This window comes from Pseudomonas sp. NBRC 111143, assembly GCF_001320965.1.
Lineage (GTDB): Bacteria > Pseudomonadota > Gammaproteobacteria > Pseudomonadales > Pseudomonadaceae > Aquipseudomonas > Aquipseudomonas machongensis.
Window position 1 is genome coordinate 94,438 of the sequence record NZ_BCBT01000012.1, and the last position, 19,601, is coordinate 114,038.

The window sequence follows — 19,601 nt, forward strand, 5'->3', positions numbered from 1 at the left end:
CACGGGAAGCTATGGCCACCATCTGACGGGAGATCGAGCCTTGGACTGGCATACCCTGCTCAACCGCGAACGCCTCGGCAAAGCCTTGTACAGCCCCGAAGAACTGGGGCGCAGCCCATTCCACAAGGACCATGACCGCATCATCTTCTCCGGCGCCTTCCGCCGCCTGGGACGCAAGACCCAGGTCCACCCGGTGTCCAGCAACGACCACATCCACACCCGCCTCACCCACTCCCTCGAAGTCAGTTGCGTAGGCCGCTCGCTGGGCATGAGGGTCGGCGAGACCCTGCGCGCCAACCTGCCCGACTGGTGTGCACCAAGCGACCTGGGCATGATCGTGCAATCGGCCTGCCTGGCTCACGACATCGGCAATCCACCGTTCGGCCACTCCGGTGAAGATGCCATCCGCCACTGGTTTCAGCAGGCAGCGGGCCGTGGGTGGCTCGACGACATGAGCGACGACCAACGTGCCGACTTCCTCAACTTCGAAGGTAACGCCCAGGGTTTTCGCGTGCTCACCCAGCTGGAATACCACCAGTTCGACGGCGGCACCCGCCTGACCTACGCCACCCTCGGCACCTATCTCAAGTACCCATGGAGCGCCCGCCATGCCGACGCACTGGGGTACAAGAAACACAAGTTCGGCTGCTACCAGAGCGAACTGCCGCTGCTGCAGCAGATCGCTCACAAGCTGGGCCTGCCACAGCTCGAGGAACAACGCTGGGCTCGTCACCCGCTGGTGTACCTGATGGAGGCCGCAGACGACATCTGCTATGCGCTGATCGACCTGGAGGACGGCCTGGAGATGGAGCTGCTGCAGTATGCCGAGGTCGAGGCGCTGCTGCTGGACCTGGTCGGTGACGACCTGCCCGACACCTATCGGCAACTGGGCCCGGCGGATTCTCGTCGGCGCAAGCTGGCCATTCTGCGCGGCAAGGCCATCGAGCACTTGACCAACGCCGCCGCCGAGGCCTTCGTCGAACAGCAACAGGCACTGCTGGCCGGGCATCTGGCAGGGGACCTGGTCGAGCACATGCACGGACCGGCCAAGCACTGTGTGCTGCAGGCCAAGGATATCGCGCGCAAGAAGATCTTCCAGGACAAGCGCAAGACCCTGCACGAGATCGGCGCCTATACCACGCTGGAGATCCTCCTCAATGCCTTCTGCGGCGCAGCGCTGGAGCAACACGGCGGGCGCGCGCCGTCATTCAAGAGTCGGCGTGTGCTGGACCTGATCGGCAACCACGCCCCCGATCCACACGGCACCCTGCACAACGCCTTCCTGCGCATGATCGACTTCATCGCTGGCATGACCGACAGCTACGCCAGTGAAATGGCTGGAGAAATGACAGGACGCTCCAGCCCTCATTGACCGACAACGAGGGACGGTCAGCCGCGGCTTGCCGTTCCTCTTGAGAGAAACTTCCTACGCAACCACTGCGCCATTAAATACTCAGAAGAATAATTTGAGATTTAGTGACTTTCTCGTCTTGACTCCTTACAAAACTCATAAAAATCCAAGCTGCGTGTAGTACTTGGACGTAGGTCTTTTCCCATATATGGCGTTACGCCTAGCCTCTCATGCGCGAAGGCGGTCAACTGCGATAAGGTTTTGTTTGCATCTGACAATCGCCGACTGGGAAGTTGATATGAGCTCCATATTTATTGTTGATGACCACCCCGTGATTCGCCTGGCCATTCGCATGTTGCTGGAAAATCAGAGCTACAAGGTCATTGGCGAGTCTGACAACGGCGTCGAGGCCATGCAGATGATCCGTGAGACCCAGCCTGACCTGGTCATCCTCGACATCAGCATCCCCAAGCTCGACGGTTTGGAAGTCCTGGCACGTTTTCAGAGCATGGGGCTGCCACCGAAAGTGCTGGTACTGACGGCGCAGTCGCCCGCGTTATTCGCGATCCGTTGCATGCACTCAGGCGCTGCCGGATTCGTATGCAAGCAGGAAGATCTGAGTGAATTGCTCAGCGCAGTCAAGGCCGTACTTTCTGGTTACAACTACTTCCCCAGCCAGGCAATGAACCCCCACCAGGAAATATCCGCTCGTGACATGGATCTTTTCCGACAAGTTAACGACAGAGAGTTGATGGTTCTTCAACTTTTCGCACAGGGGCGCAGCAACAAGGAAATAGCCAAAGGCATGTTCCTCAGCAACAAGACGGTCAGCACCTACAAAAAACGCCTGATGCAGAAGTTAAGGGTCGATACCTTGGTCGACCTGATCGAAGTGGCCAAGCGCAACGCGCTGGTCTGAGGTGGATCATGCCGAGGTACATCGTCTGCGTGCTGCTGACCCTGCTCAGCCTGGGTTGCCAGGCTCAAACGAAGCAGGAGCCCGCCCCCAGGAAACTCAACCTGCTGGTCCGCTCCACCTCCGAAGCAACCGTGCCAGCTTTTTCGACCGCGCAGCAGCAATGGCTGCAATGCCGCACCAGCCTGACACTGGGAACCTCAACGCCCAACAATCCGCCCTTCGACGTCATCAATGGCAACGAATATCAAGGCTTGACAGCGGAGTATGCCGGCCTGATCGGCAGGGCACTGGGGCTGGAAATAAAGGTGCTGCGCTTTAATCACCGCCAGGACGCAGTGGAAGCACTCAAGGCCGGGCGCATCGATCTGCTTGGCAGTGCAAACGGCTATGAGGCCGCGGTCGAGGGGGTGGCACTGTCCAAACCCTACGCTGTAGATCGCCCGGTTCTGGTCACCCGCGAAGACGAGACACGCCCCCTCGACCTGGGGCTCGCCGACTTGCGCCTGAGCACGCTCTATCATTACCTGCCGCTCGAGGATATACATGCGCTTTACCCACAAGCCCAGCTGAAAACCTTCGGTTCCACCTCCGAAGCGCTGAACGCTGTCGCATTTGGCCAGGCCGACGTCTTTCTCGGCGATACCATTTCGACTCACTTCCAGCTTACCCGCGGTCATCTGCCACAACTGCGCATGAGCAATTTCGGCAAGCACGAAGCCGTGGGCTTCAGCTTTGCCGTGCGTGCCCAGGATCAGCTGTTGATGAGCCTGATCAACACCATCCTGGACAGCCAGCCGGCCAGCGTCAGGAATTCGATCTTCAAGCGCTGGAGCGCGGGCAGCGACCTGCTGCTTACCGATCGTCGGCTGCAACTGACGCCGCGCGAGCAGCAATGGCTACATGATCACCCGAGCATGCGCGTGGTGGTAAACGATACCTCGGCTCCCCTGTCATTCTTCGACGGCAACGGCCATTTCCGCGGCATCACTGCCGACCTGCTGGAGCTGGTTCGACTGCGCACCGGCTTGCATTTCGAGATCCAACGCGCTACCGGGATAAAGGAAATGATCCAGTCACTCGCGCAGGGCAGTGCTGACCTGATTGCCGCACTTGCCATCGCATCGCCTGCCCGAACAGACCTGCAACTCAGTCGCCCGTATCTCGAGAGCCCCTATGTACTGGTTACCCGCAGCGGCCGACCGTACACGTCGCTGGAACATCTGAATGGCCGCCGGGTCGCCGTTACACGACATACCTCCCCCTCCGTCCTGCTGGCGACGGCACACCCGAAGATCCGACTGATCGAGACCGAAAGCACTTTCTACTCCATGGCCCTGCTGGGCAGCGGCGCCGTGGACGCAGCCATCACCACGCTGCTGGATGCCAATCACGCCATCGCCGCCAACAACGATCTGGTGATCCGCAGCACCGTCGGCAACGACCCGGCCACCTTCTCCATGGCCAGCGTCAAGGACGCCAGCCCCCTGGCCTCCATCCTCGACAAAGCCTTGCTGAGCATCACGCCTGAAGAGCTGGGTGTCATCAACAGTCGCTGGCGCGGTTATGCATTGCACGATGGTGGCCAATGGCGCGAGTACCAGCGCCTGGTGCTGCAGGTCGTTCTGGGGATCGGCATCCTGCTGTTACTGGCGCTGGCCTGGAACGCCTACTTGCGACGCCAGATACGGCAGCGTCGCCGGGCAGAACGCGCCTTGAACGATCAGCTCGAGTTCATGCGCGCCCTGCTCAATGGAACCCCTCACCCGATGTACGTACGCGATCGCGAAGGACGGTTGCAAAGCTGTAACGACAGCTATCTGGAGGCCGTCGACGCGAGTGCCGACGCGGTCATGGGCAAACTGCTCCATGAAAGCCTGTTCAGCAACTGCGACTATACCCGGCAGATCCAAACCGACTATCTGCAGGTAATGGAAGCAGGCACGCCGCTGATCATCGACCGCCCCCTGCGCCTTAAAGACCGCGAACTGACCATCTACCACTGGATCCTTCCCTACCGCGACTCGCTGGGCGAAGTGCAAGGCATCATCGGCGGCTGGATCGACATCAGCGAACGCCGCAAGCTGATCCAGGACCTACGCCTCGCGAAACAGCAGGCCGACGATGCCAACCGGGCCAAGAGCACCTTCCTGGCGACCATCAGCCATGAAATCCGCACGCCGATGAACGCCGTCATCGGCATGCTCGAGCTCGCGGCCAGACGCGCCGATCAGGGGCAGTTGGACAAAGCGTCGATCGAGGTCGCCTATCATTCGGCCAGGGACCTGCTCGGGCTGATTGGCGATATTCTCGACATCGTCAGAATAGAGTCCGGGCATATGTCCCTGAGCCCCGAACCGATCGATCTGGCATCCCTGATCGAATCGGTACGACGGGTATTCGAAGGTCAGGCACGAGAAAAAGGCCTGCTGCTGGAAGTAGTCATAGATCCCTCGGCACGTTGCCACGCCCTGCTCGATCCACTGCGTTTCAAGCAGGTGCTCTCCAACCTGGTGAGCAACTCGATCAAATTCACCAACGACGGCCATGTACGCATCAAAGCCTCGGTACAGAAGAGCGAGCGCGACATGCTCGAGCTGGAAGTGCGCGACAGCGGGATCGGCATTCACGATGACGACCTGCGACGGTTGTTCACCCCCTTCGTACAGGTCGACCCTCAGAGCGAAAGCGCCCGTGCCGGCACCGGGCTGGGCCTGGCGATCTGTCGCACCCTGTGCGAAATGATGGGCGGCCAACTGGCGATCAAGAGCCTGCAGGGCGTGGGTACCCAGGTGCGACTACTGATGCCGCTGCAGCGCGTGGCACCGCCCCCGGACAGCGTCGTGCAGCCCCCGCACATAGAGGCACCCGACACGCGGCTCAGGGTTCTTGTCATCGACGACCATCCCGCCAACCTGCTGTTGATGGCCCAGCAACTGACCTACCTGGGGCTCTGGCATGACAGCGCCCGCGACGGTCAGGAAGGGCTGGAAAAATGGCGGCACACAGACTTCGACGTGCTGATCCTGGACTGCAATATGCCGCGCATGAATGGCTACCAGCTGGCAGAAGTCCTGCGCAGTGAAGAACGCCAACGGGGCAAGACGCCTTGCACCATTCTCGGCTACACCGCCAACGCCCAACCGGAAGTGCGCCAGCGTTGCCTGAACGCTGGCATGAACGACTGCCTGCTCAAACCCATCAGCCTGCAAACCCTCGGCTTGCATCTGGCCAGCGTGAGCCCCTCGCAACGGCGGCAAGCACAAGAACCTTTCGACCTCGACGCACTGGCGAAGATCGTCGGTGACCGCTGCGAAGACCGGGCAAGAATGCTGGCTACTCTGCAACTGAGTCTCGAGCAGGACTTCACTCTACTGATGGCCCTGGACCCCGAGCACGACGCACAGGCCATCGTCGACCAGGCGCACAAGATTCTTGGCGTGGCACGCATGTTGGATGCAAAGGGATTGATGGAGGCTTGTCAGGCGCTGGAAACAGAGGGTCTGTCGTCGACGCAACTGAAACTGCGTCGCCAGGCACTGGCGCGGCAGATGCGCCGCATAGAGAAGGCCTTGGCCGGTCAGCGTTGCCGACCAGCCAAGGCACAGTGACGCGGGATCAGGAAGCCGAGTTGATCGGCTTGTCCGGATACCAGGCATCCAGCAGCGGGCTGACTTCGATCTTGGTGAGCTCGCTGCGGCCCTTGAGCCACGCCTCGACAGTGGCGCGCTGCTCTTCGCTGACCGAGCCACGCTTGGCCAGGCAGACCAGGCCGAAGTCATCACCACCGACATAGTCCAGGCCGTTGGCGTCCATGGCTTCTGCCAGGAACGCGTCGAGGAAGGCATCGATGGCTTCGTCGGACAGGTCTTCCTTGAAGTCCAGGTTCAGTTCGAAACCCAATTCCTGGAATTCATCCACGCACAGCTTCTTGCGCAGACGACGGGAACGGTTGGTAGCCATTGAAACAATCCTCTTGAGTAATTACGCGCGGCACTTTACCAGTTTCCGCGCCAGAGCGGCGCTTTTGTGTCGAACCTGCCCACAAACAGCACGCTTGGGGCATAATGCGCACTATATTTCGCCAAGGGGCCATCATCTCTTACAGCCCCGTCATCCCTTTCCCTCGCCCGCAGGGTTACAGCACTCATGATCAAGACGCTTCGCCCACTGCTTTTCGCCGGCCTACTCCTTCCCATCGCCTTGCCCAGCCAGGCTGCCGCCGTCAACACCAGCTTGCCACCGAAGGTGCAGCAGGCACTCAAGACCAACAAGCTGCAGGACAATGCCCTGTCGCTGGTGATGCTGCCACTCGATGGACCGGGCACGCCGACCATCTTCAATGCCGATGTCTCGGTCAACCCGGCCTCGACCATGAAACTGGTGACCACCTACGCCGCCCTCGAATTGCTCGGCCCGACCTTTCAGTGGAAGACCGAGTTCTACACCGATGGCACCCTGAACAACGGCGTGCTCAACGGTAACCTCTACCTCAAGGGTGGCGGCGATCCGAAACTGAACATGGAAAAGCTCTGGTTGCTGATGCGTGACCTGCGTGCCAACGGTGTGCGCACCGTCACCGGGGACCTGGTACTGGACCGCAGCCATTTCGTGCAACCCACCCTGCCGCATTTCGACGATGATGGTGGCGACGTCAACAAGCCCTTCCTGGTCAAGCCGGACTCGCTGCTGGTCAACCTCAAGGCGCTGCGCTTCGTGGCCCGCAACGATGGCGGCAAGGTCGTGGTTTCGGTCGAGCCGCCCATCGCCAGCATCCGCATCGACAATCAGGTCAAGGCCGTGGCCTCGAAGCAATGCACCGGCGATGTACGCTACAACCCCGTGGTGCAGCCCGATGGCGTGAGCGTCACGGTCAGTGGCCAGCTCGGCGACGGCTGCAACTCGCAAACTTATCTGGCCCTGCTCGACCACCCCGCCTATGCGGCCGGTGCGGTCAGAGCGATCTGGAACGAGCTCGGCGGCAGCATCCAGGGCCGTGACCGCATCGAAAACGTGCCCAAGAGCGCACGCCTGCTGGCCCGGGCCTTCTCGCCAGACCTGGTCGAGGTGATCCGCGATATCAACAAATACAGCAACAACACCATGGCCCAGCAACTGTTCCTCAGCCTGGGCGCGCAATTTCGCACCGATGCCGACGGCGACGATGCCCGCGCGGCACAGCGTGTCGTGCGCCAGTGGCTGGCCAAGAAAGGCATCACCGCACCGCACCTCGTGATGGAGAACGGCTCTGGCCTTTCACGCGCCGAGCGTGTCAGCACACGTGAAATGGCGGCTTTGCTGCAAGCCGCGTGGAAGAGCCCCTATGCGGCCGAATTCATCAGCTCGATGCCATTGGTGGGCATGGATGGCACCATGCGCAAGCGCCTGAAGCGCACCGCCATGACCGGCGAGGCGCACATCAAGACCGGCACCCTCAATACCGTACGCGCGATCGCAGGCTTCAGTCGCGACAGCAACGGTCATACCTGGGCCGTGTCGGCGATTCTCAATGATCCAAAGCCGTGGGGCGCCTCCCAGGTCCTGGATCAGGTGTTGCTGGAGCTCTACCGCCAGCCCAAGGTCGGCACAGGGACTGTCGGCGTAGTGCCCTGACAGAAACGGACAAACCGGGGCTGTCACGCAGCCCCGGCCACCTCAAGGCAACTCCGCCTCCACGCGATCGCGCCCGGCCTGCTTGGCCGCATAGACCCCCGCATCCGCTCGCAGCAACAAGGCATCGGCCCCTTCACCGACACGCCATCCCGCCACGCCGAAACTGGCCGTCACCCGGCCGACCCCCTCGACCGGCACACCGCGTACTCCCTGCCACAGCTCCAACGCAAGCTTGCGGGCTTGCTCGGCATTGCTGCCCGGGCACAGCACCATGAACTCCTCGCCTCCCAGTCGGCAGAACACATCGGTCCGCCGCAGACGATGGCCAATCCGCTGGCAAAGGCTGCGCAACACGCGATCACCGACAGCATGGCCAAACTGGTCGTTTATGCATTTGAAGTGGTCGATATCGAGCATGATCACTGCCAGGTCCAGATCATCACGCTGGGCCCGCTCCAACTCGACCTTGAGTCGCTCCTGGAAGTAACGCCGATTGTGGATGCCGGTAAGGACATCAGTCACCGACAATGCACGCAACTCCTCCTCCACCCGCTTGAGATCGGAGATGTCCGTCAGATAGCCATGCCAAAGGGTACAGCCCTCCTCCCCGATCTCCGGCGTTGCCTCCCCCCGCACCCAACGCAGACCGGCGCGGGGCAGGCAGACGCGGTACTCCTCGCGCCAGGGCGTCATGCGCACCGCCGACTCGCGCACCGAACGGCGCACCCGATCAAGATCGTCCGGATGAATGCGCTCGAACACCGTCGATGCGTCTTGGCGCAGCAGCTGCAGATCCACTTCATAAATGTCCAGCAGCCCGGCGCTGGCGTAGGGAAAACACGAATGGCCGTCGGCATCCAGACGATATTGGTAGATGCCGCCCGGGACCTCGGCACTGAGCTTCTCCAGCAGCCGGTCACGGGCGGCCAACGCTTCATGAACACGACGACGCTCGGTGACATCGATGCAAATGGCCAGGTAACCCACCCACAAGCCTTGCTCGTCGAGCACCGCCGTCACCAGCATGTTGGCCAGCAAATGACTGCCGTCCTTGCGCATCAGGGTCCACTCCGCGGGCTCCCCTGCACCCTCCTGCACGGTTTCGGCGAACATCGCCTGGCCTGCCGTGATCTCGCGCCCATAGCGCAGACTCAAGGCATGGGCACGCTGGCGCAGTTCGTCGGGCTGGACCAGATCCTCCAGCGCCAGGTGACCGAGCGCTTCGTCGGCCGAGTACCCCAGCATGCGCTGGGCTCCGGCATTGAAGGTGCTGACCACGCCCCGCAGGCTGGTGGCAATGATCGCTACCTGGGTCGCGGCATCCAGCACGCTGCGTAGCTGGTTGTGAGTCTCACGCAGCGACTGCTCGCTCACGCGCAGTGCCGCCGTGCGCTGCTCTACCAGGGTCAAAGCACGCTGACGCTGGCTGAACAGGCTGTAGAGCAAGGCGCTGAGCAACAGGCTCAACAAGCCACCGAGCAGCGTCACGGTGAACACCGCCGAGGAACGGTTGGCCTGGAGGAAGGCTTCGCTGGGGCGAATATCGAGCTGATAGTGATGGTCGGCCAGATGCAGCAATTGGCTGCTGGTCAAAGGCAATGGCGCGCTTAGGTTGCCCGAATCGTACAACGTCTCATGGCCCTGGCTGCCCGACAGATCGAGGATACGTACCACCAGGTTATCGTCCGACGCGGTCGGCAGCCCCTCGCCAATCAGCTGACGCATGCTCAACAAGGCCATGACATAACCGGCAGGCGGCCCGCTCGGCGCCGACGCGGTGAACACCGGTGCGACGATCAGCAGGCCACGGGTGTAGGCCGGCTCGACATCGATCATGTCCAGTGGGGAGGAAACCGCCAGGCTGCCGGGCGTGGTGGCGCGGTCCAACGCATCCTGGCGCTGAGGCTGGCTACGCAGGTCGAGCCCGTAAGGCTGGTCGTGCTGGTGGGTGGCCTGGGTGTAGAGCACCGGATAATAGAAGGCCCGTGACGGCGATGCCTGCCAAAGGCCTTGGGCATCGAAATCACGAATCTGATAGGGGCGCCCCAGCCAGGTGCTGGCGCGGCGCTCGAAGGCATCGCGCTCGTCGGCCTCGACCCGCGGCGCCCAGGAATATGCCTGGGTGCGGTGCAACAAGGGGCGAGCGTAACCGTCGAACTCCTCGGGGAGAATTTCACTGGAATAGGTGAAGAAGCGCCGCAGACCGTCCAGGCGCTGTTCCTGCTCCTCGAAGCGTTCGGCGATACGGCTATAGCGCTCACTGGCCAGCAGTTCGAAGCGCTGACGCAACTGCTGCTTGTAGAAGGCGTGGGCGGCGAAGGCCAGCGCAGCAGTGAGCAACCCGCCGACCACCAGCGCGACCAGCGCAACGGCCCAGGCCGAGAGCGCCTCGCTGATCAGGCCGAACATCTTCGCACGCACCCTCGACATAGAGCATTCTCACCACGTCAGCGTCCTGCGAATTGTTCGGCCCTGAGCTGATTTATAGCCATTAGCCATCAGCGCTGCAATGCACTTCTTCTCTTCAGCGTAGCTGCAGGCGCCAGGCCCGGTGGATGCGGTTATTGCGGGCAAAATCCGGATCCAGGGTCTGTGCGCTGATCTCTTCCACCGCATAGCGCTCGAGCAGGTGCTCGTCGAGCTGGAACTTGCGGAAATTGTTGGAGAAGTACAACACGCCCCCCGGCGCCAGACGCGCCATCGCCAGGTCGAGCAGACGCACGTGGTCACGCTGCACGTCGAACACCCCCTCCATGCGCTTGGAGTTGGAGAAGGTCGGTGGGTCGATGAAGATCAGGTCGTAGCTGTCCTGGGCATTCTCCAGCCAGGCCATTACATCGCTCTGTTCCAGGCGGTTTCGCTCGGAGAAGCCATTGAGCGACAGGTTGCGCCGCGCCCAATCCAGGTAGGTTTTCGACAGGTCGACGCTGGTGGTACTGCGCGCACCACCCTTGGCCGCATGCACGGTGGCGGTAGCGGTGTAGCAGAACAGGTTGAGGAAGCGCTTGCCCGATGCTTCGCGCTGGATACGCAGACGAATCGGACGGTGATCGAGGAACAGGCCGGTGTCCAGGTAGTCGGTCAGGTTGACCAGCAGCTTGACGCCGCCTTCGCTGACTTCCTGGAAGCGCCCTTCCGTGGCCTGACGCTCATACTGGCGTGTGCCGCCCTGACGCTCGCGGCGCTTGAGCACCACGCGCTGAGGATCGACACCCAGAGCCTGGGGAATCGCCGCCAAGGCATCGAGCAGGCGCGCCTGGGCCTTGTCCGGGTCGACCGAACGCGGCGCCGCGTATTCCTGAACGTGCACCCAATCATGATACAGATCGACCGCCAGGGCATATTCGGGCATGTCGGCATCGTACAGACGGTAGCAGTCGACCTGCTCGCGGCGGGCCCACTTGCCCAGCTGCTTCAGATTCTTCTGCAAGCGGTTGGCGAACATCTGCGCGCCTTCGGAAAGGCGTGCCGGTTCATGGGCCACGGCCGGTGTCGCACGCGAGTCGCCGGCCTGATCATCGGTCGGGCGACGCTCACCCGTCACGAACTGGTCGGGCTGGACTTTGAACAGCAACAGCTTGCACGGCAGCGCACCGTTCCAGAACGCATACTGCTTGTGGCTGCGGATGCCCATGCGCTTGCCCAGTTCGGGTGCGCCGGTGAACACCGCCGCTTCCCAGCCCATGCAGGCCTGGCGCAGGCGCTCGCCGAGGTTCTGGTAGAGGTACAGCAGGCTCGCCTCGTCCCCCAGACGCTCACCATAGGGCGGGTTGCTGATGACCAGGCCTTTCTGGTTCTGGTCCGGGCGCGGCTCGAAGCTGGCGACTTCGCCCTGGTAGATCTTCACCCAGTCACCCAGGCCCGCGCGCTCGACGTTGTTGCGTCCGGGCTGAATCAACCGCGGATCGGCCTCGTAGCCGCGAATCCACAACGGCGGCTTGGCCAGGCCCGCCTGGGCACGGGCCTGGGCCTCGTCATGCACCTTGCGCCACAGCGCTGGGACATGGCCCTGCCAGGCACTGAAGCCCCAACGCTCGCGCTTGAGGTTCGGTGCAATATCGGCGGCAATCATCGCAGCTTCGACGAGGAAGGTCCCGACACCGCACATGGGGTCGGCCAGCGCGCCGCCCTCGGCGGCAATACGCGGCCAACCGGCGCGGATCAACACCGCGGCAGCCAAGTTTTCCTTGAGCGGTGCAGCACCCTGCTGCAGGCGATAGCCGCGTTGGTGCAGGCTGTGGCCGGAAAGGTCGATGGACAGGATGGCTTCGCCGCGGTCCAGGCGCAGGTGTACACGCAGGTCAGGGTCGATCTTGTCCACGGATGGGCGCTGGCCTTCACGGTTGCGCAGCTTGTCGACAATCGCATCCTTGACCTTGAGCGCACCGAAGTGGGTGTTGTCGATGCCCGATCCATGGCCACTGAACTCCACCGCCAGGGTGCCGTCGGCGGCCAGGTGGTCCTGCCAGTCGACACCGTGCACGCCATCATAGAGGTCGTCGGCGTTTTTCATGGCGAAGCGCTTGACCACCAACAGCACGCGGTTGGCCAGGCGCGACCAGAGGCACAGCCGGTAGGCAGTTTCCATGTCGGCCGCGCCGCGGATCGCCGAGGTGTGCTCGCGCACGTCGGCCAGGCCCAGGCCGCGGGCTTCTTCCGCAAGCAGCCCTTCCAGGCCTTTGGGACAGGTGAGATAGAGTTCGAGTGAGTCAGACATGTAGATTCCAGAGCCTCTGGGCTGTGTGCTGGCAACGCGACGCATCGCTGTTGCCTGAGTTTGCCGGATACCCTTCCAGCAGGTATCCGGGTGGCGTGCCGATCATTCGGCAAACCGGGCCACCCGATCGACATCCAGCGCCAGGTGGCGCAAGGCGGTTTGATCGTCGGGCAGTGTGAAAATTTCGTCTAACGAAGGCATCGATGTGACCCTTCGTCGCATTACCAGATGTTGCGTCAGTTCGATGGCGCCAATGGCCAAATGATTTCAATCATCGGCAAACCCTCATCATAGCGGGACAAAACCTAAACAAGGTTGAGTCGCATTTATTTACTTATCCCCTCACCCCTGGAAAGGTTACGTCCTTATGACAAATTGATCATTCACACTGTGACCCGCATTGGTTAGAACTGACCTCAGGCCGCTTCGCAACGAGGCGGCACTTTCAGCTCGCCACGCCGGCAGCGAGCGCAAAACCGGCAGAAAGATTCTGCCCGGCCTCGGAGAGACCGACGGGACATTACAGTCAACAAGTGAGGGCAACACCCTATGAGAAGACTTAAGCGTGATCCGTTGGAAAGAGCATATTCACGTGGCTACCAATACGGGGTAACCGGCAAATCCCGCGAACTTTGCCCCTTCAATCTGCCATCCGTTCGCCAGGCATGGATCAACGGTTGGCGTGAAGGTCGCGGCGACAACTGGGACGGCATGACCGGCACCGCTGGCATCCAGAGACTCAACGAAAATCACGCCGTTGGCTGAACGAGGACACTGAATTCGAGTCACCATGCACGCCCCATCCGGGCGGCGGGCTGCGGCCCAGGGGCCCCTTGAAGGGGCCCTTTTTATTGGGCCGCGTCTTTGTTAGCGGGGCAGCGCCGCAATTGCATCCACCGCTTCGCGAATCAGTGCCGGGCCCTTGTAGATGAAGCCCGAATAGATCTGCACCAGGCTCGCTCCGGCTGCGATTTTCTCGGCGGCATGGCGCCCTTCGGTGATCCCGCCCGCAGCGATGATAGGCAACTTGCCGCCCAGTTCAGCAGCCAGCACCTTGACGATGTGAGTGCTCTTCTCCAGCACCGGCGCCCCGGACAACCCACCCGCCTCGCCTCCGAACGGCAACCCTTCGACCCCTTCGCGCCCTAAAGTGGTATTGGTCGCGATTACCGCATCCATGCCCGACTCGACCAAAGCTGCCGCCACCAGCGCGGTTTCCTCATCGCTCATGTCCGGTGCGATCTTGATCGCCAGTGGCACGCGTCTGCCGTGCTCGCTCGCCAGCTGTTCACGACGCTCGGCCAGCGCGTCGAGCAGTTGCTTGAGCGAATCACCGAATTGCAGGCTGCGCAGGCCGGGAGTGTTGGGCGAGCTGACGTTGACCGTGATGTAGCTGGCCTGGGTGTAGACTTTTTCGAGGCAGATCAGGTAATCGTCCTGGGCACGCTCGACTGGCGTGTCGAAATTCTTGCCGATGTTGATGCCCAGCACGCCGTCGTAACGCGCCGCGCGCACCCGTTCCAGCAGGTGATCCACACCCAGGTTGTTGAAGCCCATGCGGTTGATGATCGCAGTCGCTTCCGGCAGGCGGAACAACCGTGGCTTCGGATTGCCAGGCTGGGGTCGTGGGGTGACAGTGCCGATCTCGACGAAGCCGAAGCCGAGCTGGGCGAAGCCATCGATCGCCGCGCCGTTCTTGTCCAGGCCTGCGGCAAGGCCCACGGGATTGGCGAAGTTCAAGCCCATGACGGTCACCGGCACCGAGGCCGGGCGCTTGCACAGCAGGCCATTGAGGCCAAGGCGGCCACCGGCGCCGATGAGGTCGAGCGACAGGTCGTGGGAGGTTTCCGGGGAGAGCTTGAACAGCAGCTGGCGGGCCAGGGTATACATGGGCAGGCAGGACTCGGGGGTGAGTGAGGGATGCGATTATAGCCAGCGCGCCGTCCGCGCGACAGGGCCTTGGCACATGGGTTGCTTCGAAGCGCTGGCAACCCGATCGGTACGGGTGAGGATATTTCGTGAACACAGCCCCTCCGACAACACCCTTGGCCTGGGTCAACGGCAGCGATGCACCCGAGAAACCCAGCCTGAACATCGGTTTCATGGCCCTGACCGACTGCGCTTCGGTGGTGGTCGCGGCCACGCAGGGCTTCGCCCAGCTCCAGGGTTTGACCCTCAACCTGCAGCGTCAGGCCTCCTGGGCCGGCACCCGAGACAAACTCGCCAGCGGCGAACTGGATGCTGCCCACTGCCTGTACGGGCTGGTCTACGCCATGCACCTGGGCATGGGTGGTGCCGTGGCCAACGATATGGCAGTACTCATGGGCCTGAACCAGAATGCCCAGGCCATCAACCTTTCCCCGGAACTGCAGCGCAAGGGCGTGACCAGCCCTGAAGCACTGGCACGGCTGGTGCACCAGCGTGGCGCACGCCTGACCTTCGCCCAGACGTTTCCCACCGGCACCCACGCCATGTGGCTGTACTACTGGCTGGCCGGCCAGGGCATCCACCCGCTGCACGATGTCGACAGCGTGGTGGTGCCACCGGCACAGATGGTCGCACACCTGCAGGCCGGGCGTATCGACGGCTTCTGTGCCGGCGAGCCCTGGTCGGCAGACGCCGTGGGGCAGAACCAGGGTTTCACCCTGGCAACCAGTCAATCGATCTGGCCGGACCATCCAGAAAAGGTCCTGGCCAGCACCCGCGCTTTCGTCGAGCACTCCCCCAACAGCGCCCGCGCGCTGGTCAAGGCGATACTCGCCGCCAGCCGTTTCATCGAGCAAAGCCCGGAAAATCGCCGTGGCACGGCGCAACTGCTCAGCGGCAGGGCCTACCTGGATACGCCAGCCAGCAACATCGAACCGCGCCTGTTGGGCGACTACCACGACGGACTGGGCAACCGCTGGCAGGATCGTCACGCCCTGCGCGTGCATGACCAAGGTCGGGCGAACCTGCCCTATCTGTCCGACGGCATGTGGTTCATGACCCAGTTCCGACGCTGGGGCCTGCTGCGCGAGGATCCGGACTACCTGGCGGTGGCCACCCGTGTGCAACAACTGGCGCTGTACCGTGAAGCAGCCGAGGCCGTGGGCGTACCCTGCGCCGATGCACCGATGCGCAGCAGCCTGCTGATCGACGGCATCCGCTGGGACGGCAGCGACCCCCATGCCTATGCCCGCAGTTTCCGCCTGCACGCCCTGGATGACGCCCCGCACATGCGGGTTGGTTCGTGAAGGTGGCCACCATGCTGCGTATTCTGCTGATCGATGATACCGAGAAGAAGGTCGGTCGCCTCAAGGCCGCTCTGATCGAAACTGGCTTCGATGTGATCGAGGCGCCGGGGCTGACCATCGACCTGCCCACCTGCGTCGAAACGGTGCGCCCGGATGTCGTACTGATCGATACCGAGTCACCGGGTCGCGATGTGATGGAACAGGTGGTGCTGGTCAGTCGCGACCAGCCACGGCCCATCGTGCTGTTCACCGACGAGCATGATCCGGGGGTGATGCGCCAGGCGATCCAGGCCGGCGTCAGCGCCTACATCGTCGAAGGCATCCATGCAGCGCGCCTGCAGCCGATCCTCGACGTGGCCATGGCCCGCTTCGAGAGCGACCAGGCGCTCAAGGCGCAGCTGCTGGCTCGCGACCAGCAGTTGGCCGAACGCAAGCGCATCGAACAGGCCAAGGGCCTGCTGATGAAGATGAAGGACTGCAATGAAGAGCAGGCCTACACCCTGATGCGTCGCCAGGCCATGAGCCGTCAGCAGAAGCTGATTCAGGTGGCCGAACAGATCATCGCCATGTCCGAGATGCTTGGCTGAGTCGATGTTGGCCCGGCTCTTGCTCAGCCAATAGCTCAGGTAGCCAACGGCGGTTGCCACATCATCCCGACAAAGACGTCGCTCTCCCCTCCACGCTGATGGACCGGGTAGCGACGTCTTTTTCATTTGCGCCCTGCGCAGGCAGGGCATGACAACCGTTGCAAGCCGCGCGAGGTGTTCAATGAATACGAGCTTCTGGAAATCCGGGCATGTGCCTACGCTGTTTGCTGCCTTCCTCTACTTCGACCTGAGCTTCATGGTCTGGTACCTGCTCGGTCCCTTGGCGGTGCAGATCTCCGCCGACCTGCAGCTGACTGCCCAGCAACGGGGCCTGATGGTCGCAACACCGATCCTGGCCGGTGCCATATTGCGCTTTATCATGGGCATGCTGGTCGACCGACTGTCTCCCAAGACTGCCGGGCTGATCGGCCAGGTCGTGGTAATCGTCGCCCTGGCCTGCGCCTGGTTCATGGGCATCCACAGTTACGAACAGGCGCTGCTGCTGGGCGTGTTCCTCGGCGTTGCAGGTGCTTCGTTCGCCGTGTCGCTGCCGTTGGCGTCGCAGTGGTATCCACCTCAGCACCAGGGCAAGGCCATGGGCATCGCTGGTGCGGGTAATTCCGGAACGGTGTTCGCAGCCCTGCTCGCCCCAGTGCTGGCCGCAGGTTTCGGCTGGAACAACGTGTTCGGTTTCGCCGTCATCCCGCTGGTGATCACTCTCGTAGCCTTTGCCCTGCTGGCACGCAATGCCCCACAGCGCCCTAAGCCCAAGGCGATGGCCGACTATTTCAAGGCCCTGGGCGACCGTGACAGCTGGTGGTTCATGTTCTTCTACAGCGTCACCTTCGGTGGCTTCATCGGCCTGGCCAGCGCCCTGCCGGGCTACTTCAGCGACCAGTATGGCCTGAGCCCGATCACCGCCGGCTACTACACGGCGGCCTGCGTATTCGCCGGCAGCCTCATGCGCCCGCTGGGCGGGGCCCTCGCCGACCGTTTCGGTGGCATCCGCACCTTGCTCGGGATGTACAGTGTGGCGGCGGTGTGCATCGCCGCGGTCGGCTTCAACCTGTCCAGCGCCGCGGCAGCCCTGGCCCTGTTCGTCAGCGCCATGCTTGGCCTGGGCGCTGGCAACGGTGCGGTGTTCCAATTGGTGCCGCAACGCTTCCGCCAGGAAATCGGGGTCATGACCGGCCTGATCGGCATGGCCGGTGGTATCGGCGGCTTCCTGCTGGCGGCAGGCCTGGGTGCAATCAAGCAGCACAGCGGCGACTATCAGCTTGGCCTGTGGCTGTTCGCCAGCCTGGGGTTGCTCGCCTGGTTCGGCCTGTACGGGGTCAAGCGTCGCTGGCGCACCACCTGGGGTTCGGCTGCCGTAACGGCGGCGCGGGTCTGACCGCATGAGCTTGCAACTGGCGTTCGCCCAGGCCAGCGCCACCGGCCCGCGCCCGGAAAACCAGGATGCCCTGCGCCTGGTCACCCCGGCCGCAGAGCTGGCCGCCAGCAAGGGCTACCTGTTCGCCCTCGCCGACGGCGTCAGCCAGTGCGCCGATGGTGGCCTGGCCGCCAGGGCCAGCCTGCAGGCCTTGGCACTGGACTACTATTCCACTCCCGCCACCTGGGGGGTGGCCCAGGCCTTGGATCGGCTGCTGCTGGCGCAGAACCGCTGGCTGCGCGCGCAGGGCAATGGTCAACCGCTGATGACCACGCTGACCGCCCTGGTGCTGCGCGGCAAGCGGTTCACCCTCGCCCATGTCGGCGACTGCCGCGCCTACCACTGGCACGACGGTCGCCTGTCGTGCCTGAGCGATGACCATGTCTGGGACCAGCCTGGGATGCATCATGTGCTCAAGCGCGCCTTGGGTCTGGACCAACACCTGCTGGTCGATTACCGGGAGGGTGAACTGCAGCCAGGCGAGTGCTTCGTGCTGCTCAGCGATGGTGTCTGGTCAAGCCTGAGCGATCAGCAGATCCTGTCGATCCTGCGTGAGCAGCCTGACTTGCAGGTGGCCGCCGATACCCTGGTCGCCACCGCGCACCTGTGTGGCAGCCAGGACAACGCCAGCGCATTGCTGGTCAGGGTCGAACAACCGGGCCCGGCGAATCTGGGGGACACCCTCGCGCAGTTGCAGGAATGGCCGATACCAACCGCCCTGCGTGCGGGCCAGCGCATCGATGGCTGGTGTGTTGAGGCGCTGCTCGCCCAGAGCCGACAATCCTTGCTCTACCAGGTCAAGGATACCCAGGGCCAGACATGGCTGCTCAAGACCCTCCCACCGGCCCGCGAAACCGATCAAGGCGCCGCCCAACGGCTGCTGCTCGAAGAATGGTTTCTGCGCCGGGTTGCTGGCCGACACTTCCCCGAGGTGAATGCCGCCAGCCAGCGCCAGCACCTGTACTACCTCATGCGCCAATATCCCGGCCAGACGCTTGCCAGCTTGTTCGCCGAGCATGGGCCCTTGCCACTACCGCAATGGCTGGAACTGACGCGCCAGTTGCTGCAGGCGGTGGGTGTGCTGCACCGGCGCAACCTGCTGCACCGCGATATCAAGCCGGAAAACCTGCACCTGGGTGGAGATGGTCAACTGCGCCTGCTGGATTTCGGCCTGGCGTATTGCCCAGGGCTATCAGAGGATCAGCCGCACGATCTGCCCGGCACGCCTTCGTTCATTGCCCCGGAAGCCTTCGATGGTGAGCCACCGACACCCCGCCAGGATCTCTATGCCGTTGGCGTGACCCTGTACTACCTGCTGACCGGGCACTATCCGTACGGCGAAGTCGAGGCGTTCCAGCGCCCACGCTTCGCAACGCCAGTCAACGCTGCGCGCTATCGTCCCGACCTGCCGGAATGGTTGCAGCGCAGCCTGGAAAAGGCTGTCTCGGTGGACCCTGCACAACGTTTCGAAACTGCCGAACAATGGCTGCTGCTGCTCGAACGCGGTGACCGCCAAGAGTTGGCCATGCGCCCTCGCCCCCTGCTGGAGCGCGAGCCGCTGAAGGTTTGGCGAACCTTGGCGCTGTTGTCGATGGTGTTGAACCTGGTGCTGCTGTACATCCTGTTTAAAGGGTAAGCCTGGGCGGGATTCTCCGCGGGCAAGCCCGCTCCTACAAATGCAGGGCACCGAGGTGCAGGCCCGCTTCCCAAATTCCAGGCAAAGAAAAACCCGGCCGAGGCCGGGTTTTTCGT

At 62.7% G+C, this 19,601-nt stretch carries 13 protein-coding genes; 9 read left to right on the top strand and 4 right to left on the bottom strand.

The window, feature by feature from the left end:
* Window positions 1-40: 40 nt before the first annotated feature.
* From APH44_RS09580 to APH44_RS09590, 3 genes are all read left to right on the top strand, one after another.
* A complete protein-coding gene (locus tag APH44_RS09580) occupies window positions 41-1,372 on the top strand; it encodes a deoxyguanosinetriphosphate triphosphohydrolase (RefSeq protein WP_054892456.1) in 1,332 nt (443 codons plus the stop codon).
* 277 nt (window positions 1,373-1,649) lie between these two features.
* A complete protein-coding gene (locus APH44_RS09585) occupies window positions 1,650-2,270 on the top strand; it encodes a response regulator transcription factor (protein WP_054892457.1) in 621 nt (206 codons plus the stop codon).
* Between the two features lie 8 nt (window positions 2,271-2,278).
* Window positions 2,279-5,878 carry a transporter substrate-binding domain-containing protein gene (locus APH44_RS09590; RefSeq protein ID WP_054892458.1) on the top strand — a complete coding sequence of 1,200 codons (3,600 nt, stop codon included), beginning with the start codon at window positions 2,279-2,281 and terminating at the stop codon, window positions 5,876-5,878.
* 7 nt (window positions 5,879-5,885) lie between these two features.
* Here APH44_RS09590 and APH44_RS09595 read toward each other — a convergent pair whose 3' ends face one another.
* A complete protein-coding gene (locus APH44_RS09595; protein WP_054892459.1) occupies window positions 5,886-6,230 on the bottom strand; it encodes a YggL family protein in 345 nt (114 codons plus the stop codon).
* A 186-nt stretch (window positions 6,231-6,416) separates the two neighbouring features.
* On the opposite strand from APH44_RS09595, the gene dacB reads away from it, so the two are divergent.
* The gene (gene dacB / locus APH44_RS09600) at window positions 6,417-7,880 is read left to right on the top strand and encodes a D-alanyl-D-alanine carboxypeptidase/D-alanyl-D-alanine-endopeptidase (RefSeq protein ID WP_054892460.1); all 1,464 of its coding nucleotides are present in this window, start codon (window positions 6,417-6,419) and stop codon (window positions 7,878-7,880) included.
* Window positions 7,881-7,922: 42 nt separating this feature from the next.
* Here the strand turns inward: dacB and APH44_RS09605 are convergent, their stop codons facing one another.
* Both APH44_RS09605 and rlmKL read right to left on the bottom strand, forming a co-directional pair.
* Complete coding sequence (locus APH44_RS09605; protein WP_054892461.1) at window positions 7,923-10,310, bottom strand: diguanylate cyclase; 2,388 nt, start codon at window positions 10,308-10,310, stop codon at window positions 7,923-7,925.
* Between the two features lie 94 nt (window positions 10,311-10,404).
* On the bottom strand, window positions 10,405-12,597 hold the full coding sequence (gene rlmKL, locus APH44_RS09610) for a bifunctional 23S rRNA (guanine(2069)-N(7))-methyltransferase RlmK/23S rRNA (guanine(2445)-N(2))-methyltransferase RlmL (protein ID WP_054892462.1): 2,193 nt from the start codon (window positions 12,595-12,597) through the stop codon (window positions 10,405-10,407).
* A gap of 549 nt (window positions 12,598-13,146) precedes the next feature.
* Here rlmKL and rmf point away from each other — a divergent pair.
* Window positions 13,147-13,362: a ribosome modulation factor gene (gene rmf, locus APH44_RS29050; RefSeq protein WP_080642046.1), complete on the top strand. Its 216-nt coding sequence runs from the start codon at window positions 13,147-13,149 to the stop codon at window positions 13,360-13,362.
* A 102-nt stretch (window positions 13,363-13,464) separates the two neighbouring features.
* Here the strand turns inward: rmf and APH44_RS09615 are convergent, their stop codons facing one another.
* Complete coding sequence (locus APH44_RS09615) at window positions 13,465-14,487, bottom strand: quinone-dependent dihydroorotate dehydrogenase (RefSeq protein WP_054892463.1); 1,023 nt, start codon at window positions 14,485-14,487, stop codon at window positions 13,465-13,467.
* A 128-nt stretch (window positions 14,488-14,615) separates the two neighbouring features.
* On the opposite strand from APH44_RS09615, the gene APH44_RS09620 reads away from it, so the two are divergent.
* The 4 genes from APH44_RS09620 to APH44_RS09635 all read left to right on the top strand — a co-directional run bounded on the left by APH44_RS09620 (window position 14,616) and on the right by APH44_RS09635 (window position 19,485).
* Complete coding sequence (locus tag APH44_RS09620) at window positions 14,616-15,830, top strand: CmpA/NrtA family ABC transporter substrate-binding protein (protein WP_054892464.1); 1,215 nt, start codon at window positions 14,616-14,618, stop codon at window positions 15,828-15,830.
* Between the two features lie 11 nt (window positions 15,831-15,841).
* Window positions 15,842-16,417, top strand: coding sequence for an ANTAR domain-containing response regulator (locus APH44_RS09625; protein ID WP_054892484.1), 576 nt, complete (start codon window positions 15,842-15,844; stop codon window positions 16,415-16,417).
* Window positions 16,418-16,598: 181 nt separating this feature from the next.
* Entirely contained in the window at window positions 16,599-17,810 is a 1,212-nt protein-coding gene (locus APH44_RS09630) for a NarK/NasA family nitrate transporter (RefSeq protein ID WP_054892465.1), read from the top strand.
* A gap of 4 nt (window positions 17,811-17,814) precedes the next feature.
* Window positions 17,815-19,485 carry a bifunctional protein-serine/threonine kinase/phosphatase gene (locus APH44_RS09635; protein ID WP_054892466.1) on the top strand — a complete coding sequence of 557 codons (1,671 nt, stop codon included), beginning with the start codon at window positions 17,815-17,817 and terminating at the stop codon, window positions 19,483-19,485.
* The last annotated feature ends 116 nt before the right edge of the window (window positions 19,486-19,601 follow it).